The organism is Symbiopectobacterium purcellii, assembly GCF_052050035.1.
Lineage (GTDB): Bacteria > Pseudomonadota > Gammaproteobacteria > Enterobacterales > Enterobacteriaceae > Symbiopectobacterium > Symbiopectobacterium purcellii_A.
This window is the reverse complement of record NZ_CP189882.1, coordinates 280900-304131: the sequence shown is the minus strand read 5'-3', so window position 1 is coordinate 304131 and position 23232 is coordinate 280900. Positions and strand designations below refer to the sequence as shown.

At 44.5% G+C, this 23232-nt stretch carries 24 protein-coding genes and 1 tRNA gene; 8 read left to right on the top strand and 17 right to left on the bottom strand.

Going from position 1 to position 23232, the window contains the following annotated elements; genetic code table 11:
- The first annotated feature begins 66 nt into the window (after positions 1-66).
- The 6 genes from speE to nrdF all read left to right on the top strand — a co-directional run bounded on the left by speE (position 67) and on the right by nrdF (position 5805).
- Positions 67-921 carry a polyamine aminopropyltransferase gene (gene speE / locus ACQGXV_RS03175; RefSeq protein ID WP_440864864.1) on the top strand — a complete coding sequence of 285 codons (855 nt, stop codon included), beginning with the start codon at positions 67-69 and terminating at the stop codon, positions 919-921.
- Positions 922-950: 29 nt separating this feature from the next.
- On the top strand, positions 951-1745 hold the full coding sequence (gene speD / locus ACQGXV_RS03170) for an adenosylmethionine decarboxylase (protein ID WP_440864863.1): 795 nt from the start codon (positions 951-953) through the stop codon (positions 1743-1745).
- Positions 1746-2026: 281 nt separating this feature from the next.
- Positions 2027-2263, top strand: coding sequence for a glutaredoxin-like protein NrdH (nrdH, locus tag ACQGXV_RS03165; RefSeq protein ID WP_440864862.1), 237 nt, complete (start codon positions 2027-2029; stop codon positions 2261-2263).
- A 9-nt stretch (positions 2264-2272) separates the two neighbouring features.
- Positions 2273-2677 carry a class Ib ribonucleoside-diphosphate reductase assembly flavoprotein NrdI gene (nrdI, locus tag ACQGXV_RS03160; RefSeq protein WP_440864861.1) on the top strand — a complete coding sequence of 135 codons (405 nt, stop codon included), beginning with the start codon at positions 2273-2275 and terminating at the stop codon, positions 2675-2677.
- 11 nt (positions 2678-2688) lie between these two features.
- Positions 2689-4818 (top strand): class 1b ribonucleoside-diphosphate reductase subunit alpha, encoded by a 2130-nt coding sequence (gene nrdE / locus ACQGXV_RS03155; RefSeq protein ID WP_440864860.1) that lies wholly within the window; start codon positions 2689-2691, stop codon positions 4816-4818.
- Positions 4819-4842: 24 nt separating this feature from the next.
- On the top strand, positions 4843-5805 hold the full coding sequence (gene nrdF / locus ACQGXV_RS03150; protein ID WP_440864859.1) for a class 1b ribonucleoside-diphosphate reductase subunit beta: 963 nt from the start codon (positions 4843-4845) through the stop codon (positions 5803-5805).
- Between the two features lie 66 nt (positions 5806-5871).
- Here nrdF and ACQGXV_RS03145 read toward each other — a convergent pair whose 3' ends face one another.
- The 15 genes from ACQGXV_RS03145 to ACQGXV_RS03075 all read right to left on the bottom strand — a co-directional run bounded on the left by ACQGXV_RS03145 (position 5872) and on the right by ACQGXV_RS03075 (position 19712).
- On the bottom strand, positions 5872-6561 hold the full coding sequence (locus ACQGXV_RS03145) for a hypothetical protein (RefSeq protein WP_440864858.1): 690 nt from the start codon (positions 6559-6561) through the stop codon (positions 5872-5874).
- 47 nt (positions 6562-6608) lie between these two features.
- On the bottom strand, positions 6609-7529 hold the full coding sequence (locus tag ACQGXV_RS03140; RefSeq protein ID WP_440864857.1) for a hypothetical protein: 921 nt from the start codon (positions 7527-7529) through the stop codon (positions 6609-6611).
- On the bottom strand, positions 7493-8455 hold the full coding sequence (locus ACQGXV_RS03135; protein ID WP_440864856.1) for a pilus assembly protein: 963 nt from the start codon (positions 8453-8455) through the stop codon (positions 7493-7495). Before ACQGXV_RS03135 ends, ACQGXV_RS03140 begins: the two co-directional genes overlap by 37 nt.
- Before the next feature lie 35 nt (positions 8456-8490).
- On the bottom strand, positions 8491-9087 hold the full coding sequence (gene tadF / locus ACQGXV_RS03130) for a tight adherence pilus pseudopilin TadF (RefSeq protein ID WP_440864855.1): 597 nt from the start codon (positions 9085-9087) through the stop codon (positions 8491-8493).
- A gap of 31 nt (positions 9088-9118) precedes the next feature.
- Entirely contained in the window at positions 9119-9601 is a 483-nt protein-coding gene (locus tag ACQGXV_RS03125; protein WP_440864854.1) for a TadE/TadG family type IV pilus assembly protein, read from the bottom strand.
- A gap of 17 nt (positions 9602-9618) precedes the next feature.
- On the bottom strand, positions 9619-10044 hold the full coding sequence (locus tag ACQGXV_RS03120) for an A24 family peptidase (protein WP_440864853.1): 426 nt from the start codon (positions 10042-10044) through the stop codon (positions 9619-9621).
- Between the two features lie 190 nt (positions 10045-10234).
- Positions 10235-11446 (bottom strand): IS256 family transposase, encoded by a 1212-nt coding sequence (locus ACQGXV_RS03115; RefSeq protein WP_440864852.1) that lies wholly within the window; start codon positions 11444-11446, stop codon positions 10235-10237.
- Positions 11447-11505: 59 nt separating this feature from the next.
- On the bottom strand, positions 11506-12681 hold the full coding sequence (locus ACQGXV_RS03110; RefSeq protein WP_440864851.1) for a tetratricopeptide repeat protein: 1176 nt from the start codon (positions 12679-12681) through the stop codon (positions 11506-11508).
- Positions 12669-13517, bottom strand: coding sequence for a type II secretion system F family protein (locus ACQGXV_RS03105; protein ID WP_440864850.1), 849 nt, complete (start codon positions 13515-13517; stop codon positions 12669-12671). Before ACQGXV_RS03105 ends, ACQGXV_RS03110 begins: the two co-directional genes overlap by 13 nt.
- A 7-nt stretch (positions 13518-13524) precedes the next feature.
- Positions 13525-14265 (bottom strand): type II secretion system F family protein, encoded by a 741-nt coding sequence (locus ACQGXV_RS03100; RefSeq protein ID WP_440864849.1) that lies wholly within the window; start codon positions 14263-14265, stop codon positions 13525-13527.
- 158 nt (positions 14266-14423) lie between these two features.
- On the bottom strand, positions 14424-15719 hold the full coding sequence (locus tag ACQGXV_RS03095; protein WP_252120319.1) for a CpaF family protein: 1296 nt from the start codon (positions 15717-15719) through the stop codon (positions 14424-14426).
- Between the two features lie 61 nt (positions 15720-15780).
- Positions 15781-16929 (bottom strand): hypothetical protein, encoded by a 1149-nt coding sequence (locus ACQGXV_RS03090; RefSeq protein ID WP_440864848.1) that lies wholly within the window; start codon positions 16927-16929, stop codon positions 15781-15783.
- A 37-nt stretch (positions 16930-16966) separates the two neighbouring features.
- On the bottom strand, positions 16967-18370 hold the full coding sequence (locus ACQGXV_RS03085) for a type II and III secretion system protein family protein (protein WP_440864847.1): 1404 nt from the start codon (positions 18368-18370) through the stop codon (positions 16967-16969).
- 51 nt (positions 18371-18421) lie between these two features.
- Positions 18422-19261: a hypothetical protein gene (locus tag ACQGXV_RS03080; RefSeq protein ID WP_440864846.1), complete on the bottom strand. Its 840-nt coding sequence runs from the start codon at positions 19259-19261 to the stop codon at positions 18422-18424.
- Positions 19262-19475: 214 nt separating this feature from the next.
- Positions 19476-19712: a Flp family type IVb pilin gene (locus ACQGXV_RS03075; protein ID WP_440864845.1), complete on the bottom strand. Its 237-nt coding sequence runs from the start codon at positions 19710-19712 to the stop codon at positions 19476-19478.
- A 1190-nt stretch (positions 19713-20902) separates the two neighbouring features.
- Between ACQGXV_RS03075 and ACQGXV_RS03070 the strand changes: the two genes are divergently transcribed.
- A protein-coding gene (locus ACQGXV_RS03070) for an IS5 family transposase (RefSeq protein WP_440864844.1) occupies positions 20903-21663 on the top strand; the annotation gives its coding sequence in 2 pieces (ribosomal slippage) (positions 20903-21209 and positions 21209-21663; 762 coding nt in all).
- 27 nt (positions 21664-21690) lie between these two features.
- Here ACQGXV_RS03070 and ACQGXV_RS03065 read toward each other — a convergent pair.
- Together ACQGXV_RS03065 and dnaQ are read right to left on the bottom strand one after the other, a co-directional pair.
- Positions 21691-21767, bottom strand: a tRNA-Asp gene (locus ACQGXV_RS03065).
- A gap of 134 nt (positions 21768-21901) precedes the next feature.
- Positions 21902-22636 (bottom strand): DNA polymerase III subunit epsilon, encoded by a 735-nt coding sequence (gene dnaQ, locus ACQGXV_RS03060; RefSeq protein ID WP_440864843.1) that lies wholly within the window; start codon positions 22634-22636, stop codon positions 21902-21904.
- Between the two features lie 57 nt (positions 22637-22693).
- Here dnaQ and rnhA point away from each other — a divergent pair, with 57 nt between their 5' ends.
- A complete protein-coding gene (gene rnhA, locus ACQGXV_RS03055) occupies positions 22694-23158 on the top strand; it encodes a ribonuclease HI (RefSeq protein WP_440864842.1) in 465 nt (154 codons plus the stop codon).
- Positions 23159-23232: the final 74 nt, after the last annotated feature.

The window sequence follows — 23232 nt, the reverse complement described above, 5'->3', positions numbered from 1 at the left end:
CCATCAGCGAATTAGCTATGATGGCGCGCTCATTTTCAAGGCGGTTATCGCAGAGGAAGCCCTGACATGTCCCGAAAAGAGATGTGGCATGAAACGTTACATGCCAGCTTCGGCCAATATTTTTCCATTGACCAGGTGCTGTTTCATGAAAAAACCGCCCATCAGGATCTGATTATCTTCGAAAATGCGGCGCTGGGACGCGTAATGGCCCTGGATGGCGTGGTGCAAACCACCGAACGCGACGAATTTATCTACCATGAAATGCTGACCCATGTTCCTCTGCTGGCCCATGGTGCTGCCAAACGCGTGTTGATCGTCGGCGGCGGCGATGGCGGCATCCTGCGCGAAGTGTGTCGCCATCCAGAAGTAGAACACATCACCATGGTGGAGATTGATGCGGGGGTGGTCAGTTTCTGTCGCCAGTATCTTCCCAACCACAGTGCCGGGGCTTATGACGATCCGCGTTTAACGCTGGTGATCGCCGATGGCGTTGATTTTTTCAGCAAAAACCGCGATAAGTTTGATGTGATCATTTCTGATTGCACCGATCCCATCGGCCCCGGAGAAAGCCTTTTCAGCTCAGCGTTTTACGATGGTTGTGCCCGCAGCCTGAATCCTGGCGGCCTGTTTGTCGCGCAAAATGGCGTCTGTTTCCTGCAACAGGATGAAGCCATCAACAGCCACCGCTTACTCAACCGTAGTTTTTCGGATGTCACATTCTATCAGGCGGCGATCCCTACCTATTACGGTGGCATCATGACCTTTGCCTGGGCCAGCAACGATCCGACATTGCGCCTGGTAGCGCAGGACACGCTTGCGGCACGTTATCACGCTTCAGGCATCACCTGCCGTTATTACAATCCGGCCGTCCACACTGGTAGCTTTGCGCTGCCACAATATCTACTGAATGCATTAGCTTGACGCTTACAGCCATAAGGGGGTGACGAAAATTGCACAAGCTGAAACTGCACGGCTTTAACAACCTGACCAAAAGCCTGAGTTTTTGTATCTACGATATCTGTTATGCCAAAACCGCTGACGATCGCGACGGCTATATCGCCTATATTGACGAACAGTATAACGCCAATCGTTTGACAGAGATCCTGACGGAAACCTGCACCATCATTGGTGCCAATATCTTGAACATCGCACGGCAGGATTACGATCCTCAGGGCGCCAGCGTAACCATTCTGGTCAGCGAGGAACCGATGGATCCGCGCGATGTTGATAACTCCGAACATCCCGGACCGCTGCCCCATTCCGTGGTTGCGCATCTGGACAAGAGCCATATTTGTGTACACACCTACCCGGAAAGCCATCCGGAGGGCGGCCTGTGCACCTTTCGCGCCGATATTGAAGTGTCAACTTGCGGTGTGATTTCCCCGCTAAAAGCGCTGAATTACCTGATTCACCAGTTGGAATCCGATATTGTCACCATTGACTATCGCGTGCGCGGCTTCACGCGTGATATAAATGGGGTGAAACATTTCATCGATCATCAGATCAATTCTATTCAGAACTTTATGTCGGAAGACATGAAGTCGCTGTATCACCTGATGGACGTGAATGTGTATCAGGAGAATATGTTCCACACCAAAATGCTGCTCAAAGATTTCGATCTGCGACACTACCTGTTCAACGCCGCGCCTGAAAACCTGGAGGCGGCTGAACGTAAAAGAATCACCGATCTGCTCTATCATGAAATGCGAGAGATCTACTACGGTAGGAATCTTCCGGTTTTGTAGATGACGCACCAGCGGGCCCGACAGTGGCCCGTTTTTTTATTCTCAACCACACGCCTGTTTTCCCCTTGGTAGCACAGCCATCTTCCTCCACGCCGGTAGCCCCCTAAACAAACCTGCACTAAACACCATATATTGTATGGTTGAAATTAAAAACATCTACATCTAGTATTTAAACACGCCACGGTTATCAATGAGGCGCGTTTCGCAGAAAGGCGGCAGCGGCAGGGTGTCACAAGGCCGCTTTACCATACTGACTTCAACCCAAAAGGTAAATACGAATCATGCGCATTACTATTCTTACTAAACCGCACTGTGTTCAGTGCAATGCGACGTGCCGTGCTTTGGATAAACAAGGTATCGCTTATCAGCTTATCGACCTGACGGAAGATGAGCAGGCGTTACAGCGGGTAAGGGCATTGGGCTATCAGCAGGTACCGGTCGTGATGACAGAGGACGACCACTGGAGCGGTTTTCGCCCGGATAAACTCGGCGCATTGCGCTCAGCGCAGTTGCAGTAAGGGGACGTAATGAATCCACTGGTCTATTTTTCCAGCCAGTCGGAAAACACGCATCGGTTTATCGCTCGTGTGGGTCTGCCTGCCCTGCGCATTCCGATAGCAGAAGACCAGCCGGTGCTTAACGTGGCACAACCTTTCATTCTGGTTGTGCCCAGCTACGGCGGAGGAAGCAGCAAAGGTGCCGTGCCGCACCAGGTCATTCGCTTCCTCAACGACGCCAGCAAACGGGCCGGCCTGCGCGGCGTGATTGCCGCTGGCAATATGAACTTTGGCACCGCGTTTTGTCTGGCTGGCGACATTATCGCGCAGAAATGCCAGGTGCCGTATTTGTACCGTTTTGAACTGCTCGGCACACCGGAAGATGTCATCAATGTGCGCAAAGGAGTAACCCAATTTTGGCAACAACATCCGTAATCAATACCCCCATGCAGGGAAAAAGCGATAACGCGCTTGATTACCATGCGCTCAATGCCATGCTGAATCTCTATGATGCTGACGGGCACATTCAGTTTGAAAAAGACCGGCTGGCGGCACGACGCTATTTCCTTCAGCACGTCAACCAGAATACGGTGTTCTTCCACAATCTGGAGGAGAAACTGCGCTATCTGGTGGAAGAAGGCTACTATGAAGCTGACGTACTGGAACAGTATCCATTCAGCGTTATCAAGAGCCTGTTCCAGCAAGCCTATGCGCACAAGTTCCGTTTTCAAACCTTCCTCGGCGCGTTCAAGTATTACACCAGCTATACGCTGAAAACCTTTGATGGCAAACGTTATCTGGAACGCTATGAGGACCGTGTCTGTCTGGTTGCCTTGGCGCTGGCCAAAGGCAATGCCCAACTTGCCAGCGCACTGGTCGATGAGATCATCAGCGGCCGCTTTCAGCCCGCGACGCCTACCTTTCTCAACTGCGGTAAAAAACAGCGCGGTGAGTTCGTCTCCTGTTTTCTGTTGCGTATTGAAGACAACATGGAATCTATCGGGCGCGCCATCAATTCCGCGCTGCAACTCTCCAAGCGTGGCGGTGGCGTTGCCTTTACCTTGACCAACATTCGCGAAACCGGCGCACCGATCAAACGTATTGAAAATCAGTCTTCCGGTATCATCCCCATCATGAAGATGCTGGAAGATGCTTTTTCCTATGCCAACCAGTTGGGTGCACGGCAAGGCGCGGGGGCTGTCTACCTTAATGCGCATCATCCCGACATTTTGCGTTTTCTCGACACTAAGCGCGAAAACGCCGATGAGAAAATCCGGATCAAAACGCTCTCTCTTGGCGTCGTGATTCCGGACATCACCTTCCAATTGGCGAAAACCAATCAGGTGATGTACCTGTTCTCTCCCTACGATGTGGAACAGGTATATGGCGTGCCCTTCTCGGAAATCAGCGTAAGCGAGAAGTACCATGAAATGGTAAACGATAAACGCATCCGCAAATCACAGATCAAGGCGCGCGAGTTTTTCCAGATTCTGGCCGAAATACAGTTTGAGTCCGGCTACCCCTACATAATGTTCGAAGATACGGTGAATCGCGCTAACCCGATTCATGGCCGAATCACCATGAGCAACCTGTGCTCGGAGATCCTTCAAGTCAACGAAGCCAGCCTTTACGATGACGACTTAGGTTATCGCCACATCGGCAAGGATATCTCGTGCAATCTGGGATCGTTGAACATCTCCAAAACCATGGATTCCCCTGATTTCGGCAATACAGTGGAAACCGCCATTCGCGCATTGACAGCGGTCTCTGACATGAGCCACATCGCTTCCGTGCCCTCCATTGCCAAAGGCAATGATGACTCCCATGCCATTGGCCTCGGACAAATGAACCTGCACGGTTATCTGGCTCGGGAACGGATTTTTTATGGCTCACCGGAAGGTATCGATTTTACCAACATCTACTTCTACACCGTGGCATATCATGCACTGCGCGCCTCTAACCAACTGGCGATTGAGCGTGGGCGCACCTTTGCAGGGTTTGCACAATCGACCTACTCGTCCGGCGACTATTTTTGCAAATACATCGAACGTGCCTGGCAGCCGGAAACGGAACGCGTGCGTGAGTTGTTTGAAACGGCGCAGATTGTTATTCCTTCACAGAAAGCATGGACCGAGTTACGCGATTCCGTGATGGCGCACGGGCTGTATCACCAAAACTTACAAGCGGTGCCGCCAACCGGATCGATCTCTTACATCAACCATGCAACCTCAAGCATTCACCCCATCGTGTCACGTATTGAGATCCGCAAAGAAGGCAAGATTGGGCGCGTTTACTACCCTGCCCCCTACATGACTAATGACAACCTGGATTACTACCAGGATGCTTACGAGATAGGCCCGGAAAAAATCATCGACACCTATGCCGCTGCCACTCAGCATGTCGATCAAGGGCTGTCGTTAACCCTGTTTTTCCGCGATACCGCCACCACCCGGGATATCAACAAGGCACAGATTTATGCCTGGAAAAAAGGCATTAAAACCATTTATTACGTGCGCATACGCCAGATGGCGCTGGAAGGCACCGAAGTGCAAGGCTGTGTCTCCTGTGCGCTCTGATAGGTTTCTCGAAGGAATTTAACGATGACTCTGCTCACACGTATAAAAGCGATCAACTGGAACAAAATCGAAGACGACAAAGATTTGGAAGTGTGGAACCGGCTGACCAGTAACTTCTGGCTGCCGGAGAAAGTGCCGCTATCGAACGACATTCCCTCCTGGGGCACGTTAACCTTCCAGGAGCGCCAGTTAACCATCCGAGTTTTTACTGGCCTTACGCTGCTGGACACCCTACAAAACACCGTGGGCGCCCCAACGTTGATGCCCGACGCCGTCACCCCGCATGAGGAAGCCGTGCTGTCAAACATCAGCTTTATGGAAGCGGTACACGCCCGTTCATACAGTTCGATTTTTTCGACGCTCTGCCTTACCAGCGAAGTGGATGACGCCTATCGCTGGAGTGAAGAAAACGCCACGCTGCAAAAAAAGGCCACGCTGATTCTTGAACAATATCGCAGCAGCGAACCTTTAATGAAAAAGGTTGCCAGTGTATTTCTCGAATCTTTTCTGTTCTATTCCGGCTTTTATCTGCCGATGTACTGGTCCAGCCGTGCCAAGCTGACCAACACTGCCGATCTGATTCGCCTGATTATCCGTGATGAAGCCGTGCACGGGTATTATATTGGCTATAAATTCCAACAGAGCCTCACCAGCGTTGACACGGCAAGGCAACAGCAGATAAAGGACTATGCTTTCGATTTAATGCAGGATCTCTATGACAACGAGATCCTCTACACTGAAGCGCTATACGACGGTGTGGGCTGGACGGAGGATGTGAAAAAGTTTCTGCATTACAAAGCCAATAAAGCATTGATGAATCTTGGTTATGAAGCGTTGTTCCCTGCCAACATGACCGATGTCAACCCGGCAATTCTTTCCGCATTGTCACCCAACGCGGATGAAAATCACGATTTCTTCTCCGGTTCAGGCTCTTCATACGTCATCGGTAAGGCCGTTAATACCGAAGATGATGACTGGGATTTCTAAGCGACAGAACGTGGCCCGGGAAGCGACGCTCCCCGGGCCCCTATTCCTTCAGACGACGCAACAGACTTAGCGCAGAAAAAAATAGCCGTGGGGAATTGAGGGCGTAGCCGACAGTTTACGCGGTACAGGCGCTCTGACCCGGTTTCGGTTACTGCCGATTGAAAAATTGTTCAAAGAAAAAATCCCCAGATGCGTTATCCGCCACAGCAAATAAAGAGAGTATTCGCTGCGAATATCCATCTTTCGCTTTAAACGACTAATAACGGAGTAGGCTATATTCTTAAGCCCAGCAGGAATATGACCATGAGTTATCTCCTCCCAATACTGTAACAGTTGTCGCTCGTGTGAATTAAACCTGACATAGGCGAATTTCTCTTTGTCTAAACACCCTAGCCAAGAATGGCTTAGCATGAATAAATCACGATTAGCGATATCTGAAGACACCATGATACAATAAGGGCTTAGCACCAAATGTCGCTTCAACCGCCGTAGTTTGATCATATCGGAAAAAAAAATGCGATAAACAATGATGTCGCTGTTATTGGCGAGTAATAATCGATTAGTCCTCTCCATCTCATGAAAGGATTGATTACCAATGACCAGCGCATTACGGTATTCTCCCCTACGCGTTAGCTTTTTTTCGTTGTAGTGATCGAATACATCCACATCAGGATTGCCGTCGAATTTTTTATAAAAAAGATCGCTCAACCCTATATAGCGATAATAGAGTGTATCCGCAATAACTATTGTTCTCATATCTCTCCCCAATACGGACGAAGCCTATCGATTAAAAACCACTTTTATCAATAAAGTTTATTTTTTTCTTTTTTAGATGTTTTTGCCAGTATATTCGCCAGACTTTGGGAATCACTTACAACAAAGGCTTTGCCACAGTAATCCCGCAAAAACTTAACATTATCATCATCAATTCCCTTCTTAGCCAATGAAAGAAATACTATCTCGACCTCCTTTGTCTTATGGATTTTATTATTTTTTAACAAACCCTCTTTAATTCGTTCACAAATATGGTAATCCCTATGAAGTACTGTGGCCAATTTCTTCGGCATAGAACTATCCGCCCCATCACTAACCATAATAATGACTTTTCTAGGATTAGTACCCTTTGCGATAACAGGTAACGACCGCAATAAACCACTACTACTGTCAGTCTCTCCCCCATGAATATTCATTTTCTTAAAATTAGAGATAACATCAACACTGCTGGTTAACTCAATCAAATAAGAGGAAGGAGACTCTCTCTTTCGCATATGAGCGGCATACTCATCTATCTTTTTTCTAAGAGCTTGATTCTTTTCATTCTCTATAATCTTTATATAATCATATTTTGGTAATAGATAACTATCCCGATGGTCAAAACACATGTTTTTAAACATCCCATCGTCATCATGATAAGGAAAGTAGGTGTACGTAGTAACTGACTTGTCAGAAAACAAATATTCATCTTTCAAAGTCTCATCGATATCAATAGTATTGACATTTACAACATTTAAATTTTTATATGCCAGGTCGTTTAATTTTTTAACATTGACATAATCAGATTCAAACATTTTTTCATTCGTCAACAAGTTAGCACGAGAATCAGCCTCGCAACGGTAGGAAGACAGCGAATTTCCATTCGAACTTTCATTTACGTATTTACTTGAACCTTCCTTTTCCTGTGGGATTATCACGCACCATTTTTTATCATTAACCATTTGTTCCATGCTAAGCGGAAAAGCGTATTGGACGATTGATTTATAATAAGAGGTGATTGCCTCATTCTGTTTTTTGATATTTTTATAATCAACCTTGAAGTTCTTGTTATACCAAAAATTAAAATCAATCTTTTCATTGCTAACCTTAACATACTCTTTCTTAAGCTTACCGACAAAATAACAGCCGGTCTCTTTTCCACCAAAAAGATTTTTTTACTCGACTTGACAGGAACTCCGATATTAAAAGGAACGATGCCAATAGTGTTTTTCTCGTTACTATTAAGAATATCTTGAGAAAATTTCACAACCTCCTTTTTTAAAATTTCATATTTAGCATCATCTTTAATATTTGTGCTCTTATCATTAATATCCAGCCCCATTGAGGAAGAAACATCTACAACAAAAACGAAATCTGTAGGGAGACTTTTCTGCTCCATCGATTTTCTTACTGTGCCGGCGGAACTGTCTGCTCGAACAAGAATATTATCGTCAAATCCAACTTCGTTATATTTTTTAAAAATAGGATGTAATATTGCGTTCCCTGATGCATTATAATCAATTGAGGTTAATTTTTCTGAATTATCACGATTCAGACTGACAATAACGTCAAGACCATTCTTAGTATACGTCACATAGGGCAGATAATAATTCAGATAGTGGCTCAGAACCTTTTCATTGGCATCTTTGTTTCCATGCTTAACAGCACATTCTTTATCAGCAACGTAATCACAGCGATCGTTTATCGCTGTGGCTAATACCCCCTGATTCATCGCATCAGCCAATCGGGCACGGTTTGACTGGAAATGCGCCCCATCAAGGGCAAAAGAAAAAAACATCAATAACATTGGAAACATAATAGCAAACGGCAATGCCATTGCCCCAGACTCCCTGCTGAATACCAGCAGAAAGAAATCAACAGCATATTTTATCTTCATGACGCTCCCTGAAATAATTATCGAACGCCAAAAACTCACCGAGGGATTACCGCATTACTCACAGAGATATCTCCTACAGATGGTCCAATCGAACGTAATATTTTCATTAACAAACTATACTGACTTTGAGTACAGAGAGTGACTTGATAAACCGGTAACCAATGCTCAGTTCGCGCCGCCCCAGTATCAGCATGAGAAAAAGGGGAAAGCGGAATACGTTTAGCTAAATCCTTCGCAAACTCTGACTTTGGACAATTGCCATTATTCGCATGAAGTACAGCAAACGATATGGGCTTATCTTTTATCTTTTTTTCTGACTTTACATCTTCATCAAAATAGATAGCATCCACATAGAGATTATACTTTTCTCCGATACGAGATTCAGCCAAGAGCATCTTTGCCAGCAAATCTAACTGATTGACATCATCCTGTGTCAAGACTTCTTTCCCATGATAAAGTGCAGTACGTTCACGCAACACGGTGGCAAGAGAATGATTAACCCGCTCCATGTAACCTTTGTTTAAAAAATATCGACTGTAATCAACTAATAAAAAACAGAGCAGTACAATAGAAAAAAAGTAGAAAAAAAATTCAATTGCTACGCTTCCTTTTTCACTTTTTATCTCAGACAACAGTTTTCCATTTCTGTGAAGCGAAGACATATTACAATTCTCCTCGCTGAAATTCCTGAACAAAAGCAACCTTTCTCTTCCACTGCTGTTCAACAATTACTGCCGGAAATAAAAAGAAGAGAGGCTGGTAATCAATATTAACGAGATACAGTGCCAACGGTTTTCCAGTTGCATGAGTCGATGAGCAATGTTTGGCATTATCAATTAATTCATTGATATTATTACAATAACGAGCAGAGGAGCTAATCGCTATATTTTCAGTAAATAATGGCCATGCCCCTAAACGCTTATTCATGGCTTTGGTAAAATAAGCGTGATAATCACTGTCAGGCTGCCGAAGCGATGTACGATAGCTGGATTCAGCCAGAATCAAATCCAAGGCAGATGAAATATAAACCACCCGACACAACTCTGCGAGAAAAAGAAATGCCATAACAAAGGGGATAAAGAGTAAAGAAAACTCAAGCGCAGCACTTCCGCTACTGGAACGATACCATGATGTTTTGTTGTTCAATTCTTTATTCCTTTTACTTACACAGCCCACAAGAGCCAATAGCCTGAGCAAATAGCAATACCATAGGGTATAGTGATAGCGTTATTTCTTGAGAACAGTCTATAATATAAACACGTAAGTAACGTGAGTGGGATCCCCGTCATTCCCATCAAAAATAAAAAACTACCTATCTCTGTCGTTGAAAGCCCTGTTGATAATGCACATACCAGTTTCACATCGCCTGCACCTATTACGCCGACGATAGAGAAAAAAAATCCAATACCAAACAATAGCAACAGCACTGTTAAAGAAAGATCCTCAGGATGATGAAAGGCTAATAAAAGTGAGAGCGAAAAAATGAGCAATGTCGTCGCATTGGTAATTTTCCGACAACGAATATCCGTATAACAGACGAACAGCAACATTATACTAATAGCAATTGTCAGCATCCCTTCTACTTTCACTTTACATCATCCCTTGAAAATGCCAGAGGCGTTTATAATCCATTGAATGGTATGTTGTAACGAATCAGCAAACGATCAGGTAATCAACCTAATACAATAAAAACCCGTTTGAGGATACTACTCATAGAATACCCTCGATGAAAATTAGCCGTGGAGTCTGTAAAGAATTTTGTGTAAATGGCTCCATTGCTTAACCGGAGATTCGTTCTCCATACATCAACATGAATTGGCTCATAGCAGGTTTCCAGTCTCTGATTGGCAAGGTCCATTTAGCAGAGATATTATGCAAGGCTAGATAGAGTAATTTTATCACCGAGTCATCCGTTGGAAATATTCGTCGCGTTTTCGTTATCTTGCGCAATGAAGCATTTAACGACTCTATCGCGTTGGTGGTGTAGATAACCTTGCGGATCTCCGGCGGAAAGTCAAAAATGACGATGAGACGTTCCCAATTATTTCTCCACGACGGGCTGATCGTCGGGAACTGCTCATCCCATTTGGCCGCGAAGGCATCCAGGGCCTCTTCAGCGCCCTCTAGCGTTGCGGAACTATAGATGGTGCGCAGGTCAGCAGCAACGGCCTTACTCTCTTTCCAGCCGACGTAGCGCAGCGAGTTCCGCACCTGATGCACAATGCAGAGCTGTACCCGCGTATGCGGGTAAACAGCTTCAATGGCATCAGGAAAGCCTTTCAGGCCATCGCAGCAGGCGACGAAGATGTCCTTTAGCCCACGATTTTTCAGTTCTGTCATCACAGATAACCAGAACTTGGCCCCCTCAGTTTTGGCTATCCATAGCCCCAGCAGCTCTTTTTCGCCCTGGCCGTTGACGCCGAGGGCCAGATAAACAGACTTGTTGGCCACGGCTCCGCCGTCCTGGCTTTTGACAACAATACAGTCAAGGTAAACAATGGGATAAAGCGCATCCAGCGGCCGTTGCTGCCAGCGCTTAACTTCATCCATCACAGCATTGGTCACTTGAGAAATGAAGCCAGCGGAAACATCGACCCCGTAGACTTCTTTAAAGTGTGCCTGAATATCACGGGTTGATAACCCTCTGGAATAGAGAGAAATAATGCGGTCATCGAAGCCGTTAAGCTGTTTTTCGTGCTTACCGATCAGTGTCGGCTCGAAGGTACTGTTGCGGTCGCGCGGAATATCGAGCTCGATCTCCCCATTTTGGCTACGTACGCTCTTGGATGTCTTGCCATTGCGTGAGTTGCCTGAATGATTACCAGCCGGGTCATGCTTAGCATACCCAAGGTGCATCTCCATCTCAGCTTCAAGAACCCGTTCCGCCAGTCTTTTAGTCAGCACCTTGAGTAGGCCTGATTCACCCAGCAGATCCTGAGGGGAGTGACAATCTTGAAGCAGTTGGTCAATAAGTTCGTTGCTGATAGGCATTTTGTTATCCTTTGAAGGTTTTCCTCAAAATGCCATTTACACAGATTATTTTACAGTCTCTAGCCGTGATAGAAATCAAACACTAATCTCTCAGGCGCTGATTTCTCAGCATCAAGGTGAAACACCTTCAATTTATCCATTTTTTTCTTCAATAAGAACGTCAACAAAATGGTATTTTTGTCTTTATGAGCAATTGAAATTGACTTTACATTCCCCTCTGCCATCAAGTTATTTCCTATATGTAATATGTCATCACTCGCCGTCACGCCTTGTAATTCATAGGTTATCTGGTTCGGCGCTCTATCACCGAGTTCTTTAACGGCTATTCTTTCCCGTGACTCCATTGCCATGCGAAAATATTTTTTATGTTGTCCCGCCCGGACCGCAATAATCTCGTTATTAGGTTCTTTAGATAACGGTAATGCGGGCGTAGCATCTTCGTCATCTTGGCCTTTTTTTATCGATACATCTTGTTTAGCCAGCAATTCGCGTTGCTGTAACTGGCGTTGAGAGCGGGGCTTGATTTTGGATAACGATTCAAGCAAGCCTTCACGGATATCAACGTTCTTTGCTCGATGCAATACCGCTTCTGCCCCCTCAAAATCCCGCAGTTTCACCAGTACAAACACTAAGTTATGTAATAAGTTTTCACCGGTATACCCTCGCGCATACAAGGGGGCCAGATAATCCCTTGCGGTAGAATAATCCTCTTGCATAATGGCCAGCATCGCGAGGTTATTAATGACTTTATCTTCATCAACAAAATGCGTTCGAGCGCTATCAAACGCTACCTTGGCGGCAAGGTAATTGCCCTGCTGCGCCAACAATACACCTTGCGTGTTTAACGCTTCCCCATTGTCAGGGTTTTTATTCAAAGCAGCTCTAACACACTCAAGCGCTTCAGCAATGCGTCCTTGTTCCAGCAAATTCTTGCCTTCAAGTAACAGAATATCTTCATTGGGATTATCAGCCAGCAAAGGCGCTAAATAATGCCTTGATGATTCATAATCCATCGCAGAGTGGTAATGACTAGCCAAAATATACCGTGTTTTTGCATCCTCTTTTCGATTTAGTTTTTCACGATATAACTTGATTAGCCCTTGAAAATCATTCACCTTGGTAAGAATAAACTCCTTCTGCCCCTCGTCAATAGCATTGTGATTTTCACTCTTGGTTACACATCCTGCGAGAAAAAAAACTGAAAGTAATAATAAGATATTAACTAATTTTCCCATAATGCCATCATCCCTATCAAACCTGGCCCGACAATTATTGCCAACAATGGAAACATGATAAAACCAATCATCGGCATGGTCATTTTGGCCGACAAGCTTGCCACCTTTTCTTCCATATCGAGTAACTGTATATCTTTCATTTCTTTGCCTAAAGCGATTAATATTTTATAAATGGATGAGCCAAAATTTATACTCTGCTGCAATGTCGTACAAAACATCCTCACTTCATTACAGGCTATCTCTTGATAAAGTTGTTCCAACGCGGCATTGATTCCACTAACCTCTGTTTTTAACATGACACGTTCCAGAATCTTGGCAATATCCTTATTAACATGCTTAGTATTATCACTAATATATCGCATGGATTTTTCAACCGTCATTCCAGACTGAATACAAACCGCCATCATATCAATAATGAAAGGCAAATCATTTGATATGCTTTTTAACCGTTTTACGATAATACGCTTTTTAACCACATCAGGTAAAATAATGACTGATACACTCAAGATTAAAAGGCAAATGAGTAAAACATTCATTGACACTTGGAGGATACCACTTATGTTCAGAAAAAATAACGCTCCACCCATCGTAACGATGGTTAGCATTTTTAGTATCACATTTTTATCTAACAATGATGCAATCGAAATTAAACGACTTGATTTTATCAAGATGTTCTCAACATGCGATGCATTATCCTGGGTTTCAGTGTCATTCAGTGAATGCTTATATACATTCAACAACATTAATGATTTGTTTTTATTTTTGCCTTTTAGAAAATGGATAAGAATGCCACCCAGACCCAGAGCCATCATAAGCAGTGAAAACAGATAAAACATAACTCACCTATAACTTATTCATCATTAACCAAAGAATAAAAACCCCCGAGAAAATGCTACCTACCGCATAATAAAGTATGAATTTACCCATTGGATCATAAAGCAATATGGCAAAGCTGTCTGGAGAAGTTAACTTTATGAAAAAGAAGAAAAAAATCGGAATTCCTGTTAATATTTTTACTGACATTCGGATTTCAGATGTCATGGCCATTTTTTTTCTATCAATAATTCTTCCATTAGAGATCATGGTTGCTAACCGCGTCATGACGTCTTTAATTTGCCCTCCCGCTTTCATGTTCACCAAAATAGTGACAATAAAAAAATAATACTCTCTATAGGGTAAACGTCGGTACGACGCCATTAAAACACTTTCAACATCCTCACCAATTTCAAGGCGCTGAGATATTTTTCTAAACTCTTCTCCAACAACACCTGAAATCTTCTCACCACACTGTTCAATGCCGATCATCACTGAATTCCCAGCACTAATAACGCTGTTAATAATATTCAACGCCTCCGAAAATGTGGTTTCGAATGCTACTCGCGCCGCTTTTTTACTCCGTTGGAAAAGTATATACAATGTCAACAACAACATAAGCGGCGATACAATAAGTAAATCAATATGTAAATACTCCAGACTACTATAAATGCTTACCCCTTGAACTGCGAAGACAATCAAACCATTCTTTAACACCAGGTCATATTTTTTCCCTAGCAAATACCGAGAAATATCACTGAAAAGTGCCACCAAACGTTGCGATAATGCATGCTGCTTAAGTTGGTAGGTTAACTTGTTGGTTGTCGGTACAGTAGCAACGTGTCGTAAGCGTTGAATATTTTTTTTCTTCCGATGTTCGAGCACAAGTTGTAGCAGGCCAAGCAGGAGCATGCTTATGAAGATGAAGATCATGGTAATTTATTTCCGAACAGTTGTTTCAAAGGCTCTTGCATGTCATGGACTATTGCCTGTTGGTATACGGTTGATCGCTGTAATAGACCGTAAGAGGTAAAACTTCCCTGAATGGCCCCTGTTTCAGAGCGCTCGGCCTGCGCGGAATAGCTGAAGATATCTTGCAAGATAATATTATCGCCTTCCATACCCATTACTTCTGTAATATTAATGACTTTACGTGAGCCATCAGGCAAGCGCGATACCTGAACAACGATATGGATTGCCGATACGATATTACGGCGGATTGCTGCAAGGGGAAGTGCCGCGCTTGACATCATGACCATACTTTCCAGACGCGCTAAAGCATCACGCGGTGAGTTGGCATGCAAGGTCGACATGGATCCATCATGGCCGGTGTTCATTGCCTGCAACATTTCGAACGCTTCTTCTCCTCGGCACTCCCCGATAATGATGCGATCGGGCCGCATACGCAGTGCATTGACGACAAGATGGCGCATAGTAACCTGGCCTTGGTTCTCGGCACCGGCCATGCGGGTTTCCAACCTGACAACATGCGGTTGCTGTAAACGCAACTCAGCGGCATCTTCCAGCGTCAGTACCCGCTCGCCTTCATCGATATAGTGGGACATGGCATTTAGCAGCGTTGTTTTCCCAGATCCGGTCCCGCCAGAGACAATAATGTTGACGCGACAGCGACTCGCGATAACCAGAAAATTAGCCATCATCTCATTCATACTGCCGTACTCAATCAGATTGGCCAGCGTTCTCTGCCCGGAGCCAAACTTACGAATTGAGATCGAGGCACCATCCAGTGCAACAGGCGCGATGACCACGTTCAGGCGACTACCGTCAGGCATGCGCGCATCGACCAACGGTTGCGAGTCATCAACGCGGCGCCCCACCCGCGCCACCAGTCGACGGGCAATATCAATCAACTGCTCGTTGCTGATAAAACGCTTATCAACTAATTCCAATTTCCCCGCTCGCTCAACAAAAATACGATCAGGCCCATTAACCAGAATGTCACTGATACTTTCATCTTCCATCAGCTCACGCAGCGGTCCATACCCCGTAATCTCATCGGCAATAAGCTCACTTAAGCAGTTACAAACCCGGCTTGAAAGATATTGTCCTGTGTTATTCATCACGCGTTGAATGGCGTCGTTAACTTCTCGTAACAACGATTCGCGCTGATTTTTCAACTCATCAATACGCTCTAAATCGATATTTTTAAGCACCTGCTCGCGGAAATAGAGCAGTGTGCTGGTCATTTCAGTTTCAATATTCATCACCTTTTCCCTCTTTCACTTGTTCCGTTTCCCACGGCTCAGATATCAAAAAGGCCAAAAATCACACGACCGCATTTTGACGCGCAGTACGACGAAAAGTAGGCAGGGAAAACAGAACTTTACGAGCAGGCTTAGGGCCCAACGACTTGCCTAACAGGTGAGCAGCAAGTCGATAAAGTGAACTCTCTGAGGATAGTTGATTATGATGAACGTTGTAGGAATTTACGCTAAAAATAGCGAGCCCGAGATATTCTTCAATATCAGCATTAACAAGCTCATCCGTATTTTTGGGATGACTCTCGTTTAAACACAGAAAAATACGCGTTTCTTTCAGCGGGTTTGCCAGCAAGAAACGTTTATGCTCTTCCAGTATATTTTTTGCCACACGCAATGATGCTAACGCCCGTGAAATTACCAACACAATGACATGGGATTGCATAAATGCCTGTTCCAGTTGCTGTTCGAGGTGTGTATGAATTCCATGGTCAAAGAAAGCCAGGTTGTAGCGATTAAACGCGGTATCCTCATACAGCCATGCTGCATCGCACGTTTCCATCTTTACCGACTGATGGGCGGTAAGATCGGCAATGCTGCCGTCGTTGGGTAACGCTTTAGCTAACAATAAATCCAAATCCCGACTGCCGCTGCAACCCTGCACCAACAGCATGGGTATTGAGGTCAGCATTCCTGCGGCTTTAAAAAGCTGATGCGCCACAGTGGATGCCCCAGCCCCTCCCTTGCACCCCAGAACGCTGATTTTCATTGTCACTCGGTTATGCGTAGCCGGAATAGGGTCACGAATCAGATCGGGCAATTGCGCTAATTGTGATCCAATATGCAGATAGTTGGTTCCTGACATCTTCAATGCATGTGCAAAGCGGATTGAGTCATTATTGCCCACTAAAATCGGTTTTGCCGAAACCGGTATGAGTAGCGCAACCATCTGCATAATAAGTTCAACATTATCCACGTCGCCAATATCGACAATCACTGCGATGGCATCGCTGGCAGCGGGATTATCATTCATAGTAAAAAAATTCGCTTCATGCTGTATGACATCAGCTAAATGATGCATTAACAACTGACTGACGATTTCAGACATCACATCAGGTCGTGGTGAAATAATTAAAATTGGCTGTGCAAATTTTTTCCTCTGCGACTTCAATGTCGTATTTTTATTATTCGTTTTGGTATCAAAAAATAGTTTCATGTGCAACTCCAATGTATAGCACCCTGGTTAATCATGACTATTTAGCAAAACCACCGCGTTCCATAAAACTGCGGGCATCACTGTCAAGCCGTCCTTCACGGGTATTTTTATCTACACCACTATTAAAAAATAATTGAACGGATGAGCTACGGTGATATTCAGGTAACTTAATTTTCTGTCGTGATGCCGAAGACACGGGTTTAACCAGATCGACAGTCGCAAAGACTACCAATTCTGTTTTCTTTCTTTCCGTGTGAGATTTACGCGCCAGCGCCCCAAGAATAGGAATATCACTAATGAAAGGAACTTTGGTCAGTGATTCCACGTCCTCTTCATTGAGTAAACCTCCAATCACAAAGCTATCACCATCGGCCACTTCGATCGTAGAACTGGAACGCCGCGTTTTTATCTGAGGTATGCTGTAATTATTGTATGCATAACTCCCTAAAACACTGCTAATTTCGTTAGAAACCAACAGTTTTATTTTCTGTTTTTTTTCAACTTTAGCAGCAACATTTAACCGAATACCATATTCTTTATATTGTATGGTTGTGCCCTCTTTGCTTTGTACTAGCAGCGGGATTTCACCGCCGACTAGAAAGCTGGCCACTTCACCGGACAGCACGGTGAGGTTTGGCTGAGCCAGTATCCGAGCCAAACTGTCATTATTAACAGCACTGATTGTCGTGCTGATATTTTCTGCATCGAATCCACGTTTAAGACCAATCAAACTGAAAACACCAGGATCATTAACAACCCCACTTCCTTTAATCAGTCCACTGAGGGTTAAATTACTCCATTCGATCCCTAAAGTGTCTGTGAATTTTTTACTTACCTCAACAACGCTGAGCTTTACGTTAACTTGATTGGGTGAGGGTAATTGTAATCTGTTTATGACATTGCTATAGATTGTTTTTGTCATAAAGAAAACCTCTGAGGTTTCCCGATCATCAGTATTATAGTTAACCTTCAGATCTCGGCTTTCCTTCCCTACGACACTGCCCACTAACTGGTATACCGCCCCACGGGTTTCCTCATCGGGCACCGTCCCCGTCAGGATATAAGATTTACCTTCACTGCTGATAAAACTCTTAACTACCACCTGACTACCGGGAAACTCAACCACAATTCGCTGATTGATATCCCCCAGGAAGGAATCAACATTTATTTGTAAATCAGCCAAAATTTTTGTGTCAGCATCATAGGCAGTGACCTCTGAAATACCGGGTACTTTCGCATACAATACGATGGTGTTTTCATTCAATACCTTATAGTCCGCTACTGAAGGATCTGAGATAAATACCGTATTAACACGCCCTTTGGTTCGTAATGTTTTTGACTGCCCAGGCTTTAAAAAGAGTTGATCGGCCATTGCAGTTAACGGACACAATAAAATCAGTGCTAGTATCAGGCGAGCGTGAAATGAGAAGCGCTTCATCATCAAACTTTTTCCTCTTTTAAAATTTCCCTATACCCCAACAGGCAATACCTGTTAACCGCGCCACTCGTGTGTGGGCCGCGAGCGAGGTTCATCAAACAGGGGGGCACTACTGACGGGCCATGTTGCCTCTTTGCCGGATAGCGTTTCACTACCTCTCGAACGCAAGTCAATAGGGTTTCTGGCCGTGGGAAATAGCAGTATTTTGGCGTTGCCTTCTAATCCTTTTAGCAGCTTGATTTCTGAATCTCTCAGTTCAACCAGGAGTTGGCTTCTACTTTCTTGAGACTTCTCTTTTTCATCCTGGTTTATCCGACGAATTGCCAATACACGCCTATTGATCATCAGAGGTTTAAGCCGTGTATCGCGAATCGACTTCGCGGGCGAGATGATGTCCTCACTTCCGTTATCGTCTTGACGGAGTCCATAGGAAAGATAGATATCCACACTGGCACCTGGCTTTAAATTGGTTAACAGATAATTATCAGAAGCATCTAACTCAAACGGGTAAAGCACATTTCCTGGCATGATAAACATAGCGATATAATCATCACTGCCGGGCTCAACCAACGCCGTTGGTTGAAGGTAGGTGCCTTTGGCTACCGCACTTTTGAGTGCCCAATGAATAAGGTCATTTTGTTTTATATTGAACTGCATATCAGTGCTTTCTGGTGATACAGATATATTTTTCAATTGAAAATCATCTTTCTTCAGAACATTGTTGGCAGACAGGTCTCGCTGGGCGACGGCCACGACAATGGTTTCTGCTAAAGAATCTCCCCGCATGTCACTCGTTCCTGATGTCGGCGTAAGTGCGGATTTCATATAGAATAAAATACCAATGCTGCCAGTCAGAATCATTAACAGGTAAATAATCAATGCGCTCTTTTTCATTTCAACGCTAATCCGCTTTCGCTGTTGTTATAAAATTATTATCAGGTATAATACCCATTATAAGAACCCCCTCTTTTTTTTGACATATAGCTACCGCATGAGCTCAATAAAGGCTTTCGAAACAGGCACTTTAATAAAAACATGCAGTTATAAAGTACCTGTTTCGGGTTAAAGTATTGCTTCAACTTTCCAGAGGATAGTTAATAACCTCTAATTAAGCAGAATCAGTCACTTTCTTTGTGATATTAATGAAGATACTTTTCAACATAGTACTAACAACCCCATCACTCTGAAAAATAACCGTAACCACCCCAGCAACACCCGCGGCTACAATAGCATATTCAACAGCGGTTACCCCGCGCTGATCATTTTTAAAATTGTGCATTACTTCAGTAAAATACATATAACCCACGATAGACTTTTCCTGAACATAACTTGCTAAAGAATGCATATCAAATTCCCTCCATTTATTAATTCTATCATTTTCACCAGGTATTTTTCGACTTGGTAATGTTCAACACTCATTATATTGTGGGGATTTTATAACATCTCTTTTTCGCCATTAACAATGGCGATATTTATAAATAAAACCCAAAAAACAATTGTCAAAACCTATCAATTAACAAAGCACTAGCAAGAATCAAAAAGATTATAAGATTTTTCTTACCCCTGAAAAATACACACATAAAACAAACAACAATTAATATTACCTTTCTTTAAATACGTGATAAGAATAACTAACAAAAACAAGTTAGACAGATGCTTAATCATAAAAATATAAAAAAAAACGGCCTATCTACATAGGTTTATTATAAAATGAATGAGAAATCAACATTTAGTCGTAAACACCAAACATTCAAAAAAAAAAGAATAAAGTATCGACATTTAAAATGAAACGATAAATAAAAACATACGAGCAGGTCGCGCAACGAGATTGATAGTGCCCCACATAAACATTGTTCATGCGATACCAGACCACTCCACCAGAGATAATATATTGTTTTATTTTTAAATTTATTAGCATTCAACGGTAATAACATGCGCAGACAGAAGGTAGCGCATATGATTTTCAGTGAAGGAGGCATGGCATAGGCAGACAAAATACAACATAAATTATCTGTTTAAAATTCTTATAGTCGATAATATCTAACACGGCGACAAACCCACTCATTCACACGAACCAATGAATAGATTTCATCTAGCCCACGCTTAAAGCCAGTATTGTAGCTAATACTTTGCATTTTCATCGCAGGAAATACTACACCATTTCGTTTTCTTTACTGTTGATAAATTAAGCACCCTGCGAGAAAGCAAAAAAAAATGCTGATATAAGCGAACTTAGAACCTATCCCAAAAGGAATTGTCAGTTAATAAGTAATGGCAATTTCTGAGGGAAATATGGCAAGCAATAAGTGGCAGATGGCTTTGTTGAATAACTTAACCGTTTGATTTACATCTTCTTTAGTTAGAATGCATTTACAGAGAATGTATTTTGTTAGAACGACAAATCAAATAGTTAGCACAATAAAAAGCATTCCGAGAGGAAAAATTAGTCGTTGAAATTTTATAATGCTTATATAAATCAGTATCTTAAATTATTCAACAAAGCCGTGGCAGATCAGCGATGAACTCTGGGGGGAAATGGTTCCGTTGCTCCCGGAACACAAAACCCACCATTCGCTGGGTACGCATCGCAGGCGGGTTGATAATCGTGCCGCAATGAACGCCATTCTCTTTGTGCTCAGAACGGGTTGCCAGTGGAATGCCCTGAATGCCACCGGGATATGCTCGTCAAGCTCCGCTCACCGCCGCTTCCAGGAGTGGCGGGATGCAGGAGTTTTTGAACGGTTCTGGCAGAACGGGTTGCTGGCCTGCGAGCAGCTGGATGCTATCGACTGGTCATGGCTGTCGATGGATGGTTGTATGACGAAGTCACCGCTGGCAGGCTCAAAAAAACAGGACGGAATCCCACAGACCGGGGGAAACAGGGTGTAAAGCGTAGCCTGATGACCGATGCGAACGGGCTTCCCCTCTCTCTGGTTGTCTCAGGGGCAAATACCCACGACATAAAGCTGGTTGCTGATACTCTCGACGCCCTTCAGACGGGCAGACCCGGCAGAAAGCTCCGCCTCTGTCTGCACAAAGGCTATGAAGCCGGATGGCTGGAGGCCTGTCTGAAAAGTCGTCGTTACGAACCTCATATCCAGTCAAGGAAAGAGGAGTCGGAAGCCATCAAAAACACGGATTTTAAAGCTCACCGCTGGGTAGTGGAGAGAACGCACAGCTGGATGAATCGCTTTCGTCGGGTTCTGACTCGCTGGGAGAAGAAAGTCGAAAATTATGGGGTGATGCTGCATTTTACCTGCGGCATCATTGTCTGGAATAAAATCCTATTGGGATAGGTTCTTATATAAGCATTCTCTAGTTATTGGCGGAACGGACGGGACTCGAACCCGCGACCCCCTGCGTGACAGGCAGGTATTCTAACCGACTGAACTACCGCTCCCCATTAACATACGCTTGCGAGCGGGATGAATACTAAGGTGATCTGGGTATGGCGTCAATGCTTTTTATAATCAATTCATACTGTTTGTTTATAATTCCAGCGTCATGCTGTAATCAGCATCAACCGGATGATGATCACTGGCGCCACAAGCAGCTGCCCCCCTTTTTAGCAATCAGATCGAGGCGCGTTTCATGTGCTGCCAGTTCGTCCGGGCTGGCATAAATGATGGGCAACGTTGACGCCTGGCGCGCAATTCGCTGTACGCTCTCACTTTCTGTACTCACTTGCTGAGTGTCACTCTCCATGGCAAACGCCAAAGACGTTTGTCCCCCGGTCATGGCCAGGTAGACATCAGCCAAGATTTCGGCGTCGAGTAACGCCCCGTGCAGCGTTCGTTTGCTGTTATCTATCTGATAACGGTCACACAATGCATCCAGGCTGTTTCTTTTACCAGGAAACAGCTTACGCGCGACCATGAGGCTATCGGTGATCTTGCAAAAAGTCTCTATTTTCGGGATATCCCGATTCAGCATGCGAAATTCATAGTCTATAAAGCCGATATCAAACGTGGCATTATGAATAACCAGTTCCGCACCGCTAATGAACTCAATAAACTCCTCCGCTATCTCAGCGTAGGCAGGTTTATCTTGTAAAAACTCATCGCTGATGCCGTGGACCATGAACGCTTCCGGATCAACCAGTCTGTCAGGCTTGATATACACATGATAATGGCGCCCCGTCAGGCGGCGATTAATGACCTCCACCGCACCAATCTCAATAATTTTATGGCCTTCATAATGAACGCCGAGCCTGTTCATCCCCGTGGTTTCGGTATCCAGAACGATCTGTCGTGTAATTGCAGTGCTCATCGCTTTCGTTTTATGTCAGACTTACGGTTTTTATGATTAAGGCAGAGTCTACCAGAGATGACAAAGCAGGTAGAAATTTTCACCGATGGTTCTTGTCTGGGAAATCCCGGCCCAGGTGGTTATGGCGTTGTGCTGCGCTACAAGCAGCACGAAAAAACCATGAGCGCAGGGTATCACCTGACGACCAATAATCGCATGGAGTTAATGGCGGCGATCGCTGCGTTGGAAGCATTGACCACGCCGTGTACGGTGGTACTGAGTACCGATAGCCAATATGTGCGGCAGGGTATCACGCGCTGGATCCACAATTGGAAACTTAAAGGCTGGAAAACCGCCGATAAAAAACCAGTTAAGAATATCGATCTCTGGCAGCGCCTGGATACCGCCATTCAGCGACACACGATGCGTTGGGAGTGGGTCAAGGGCCACGCGGGTCATCCAGAGAACGAGAAATGTGATGAACTGGCACGCCAGGCGGCTTCGCACCCGACGCAGGACGATAACGGGTATCAGCCGGAATAACCTGCTTAGAATGGCCGGTATCCTTTACGATAACTCTTGGTTGCCCCCACGGTGTCAGCGCCAGTGATATAAGT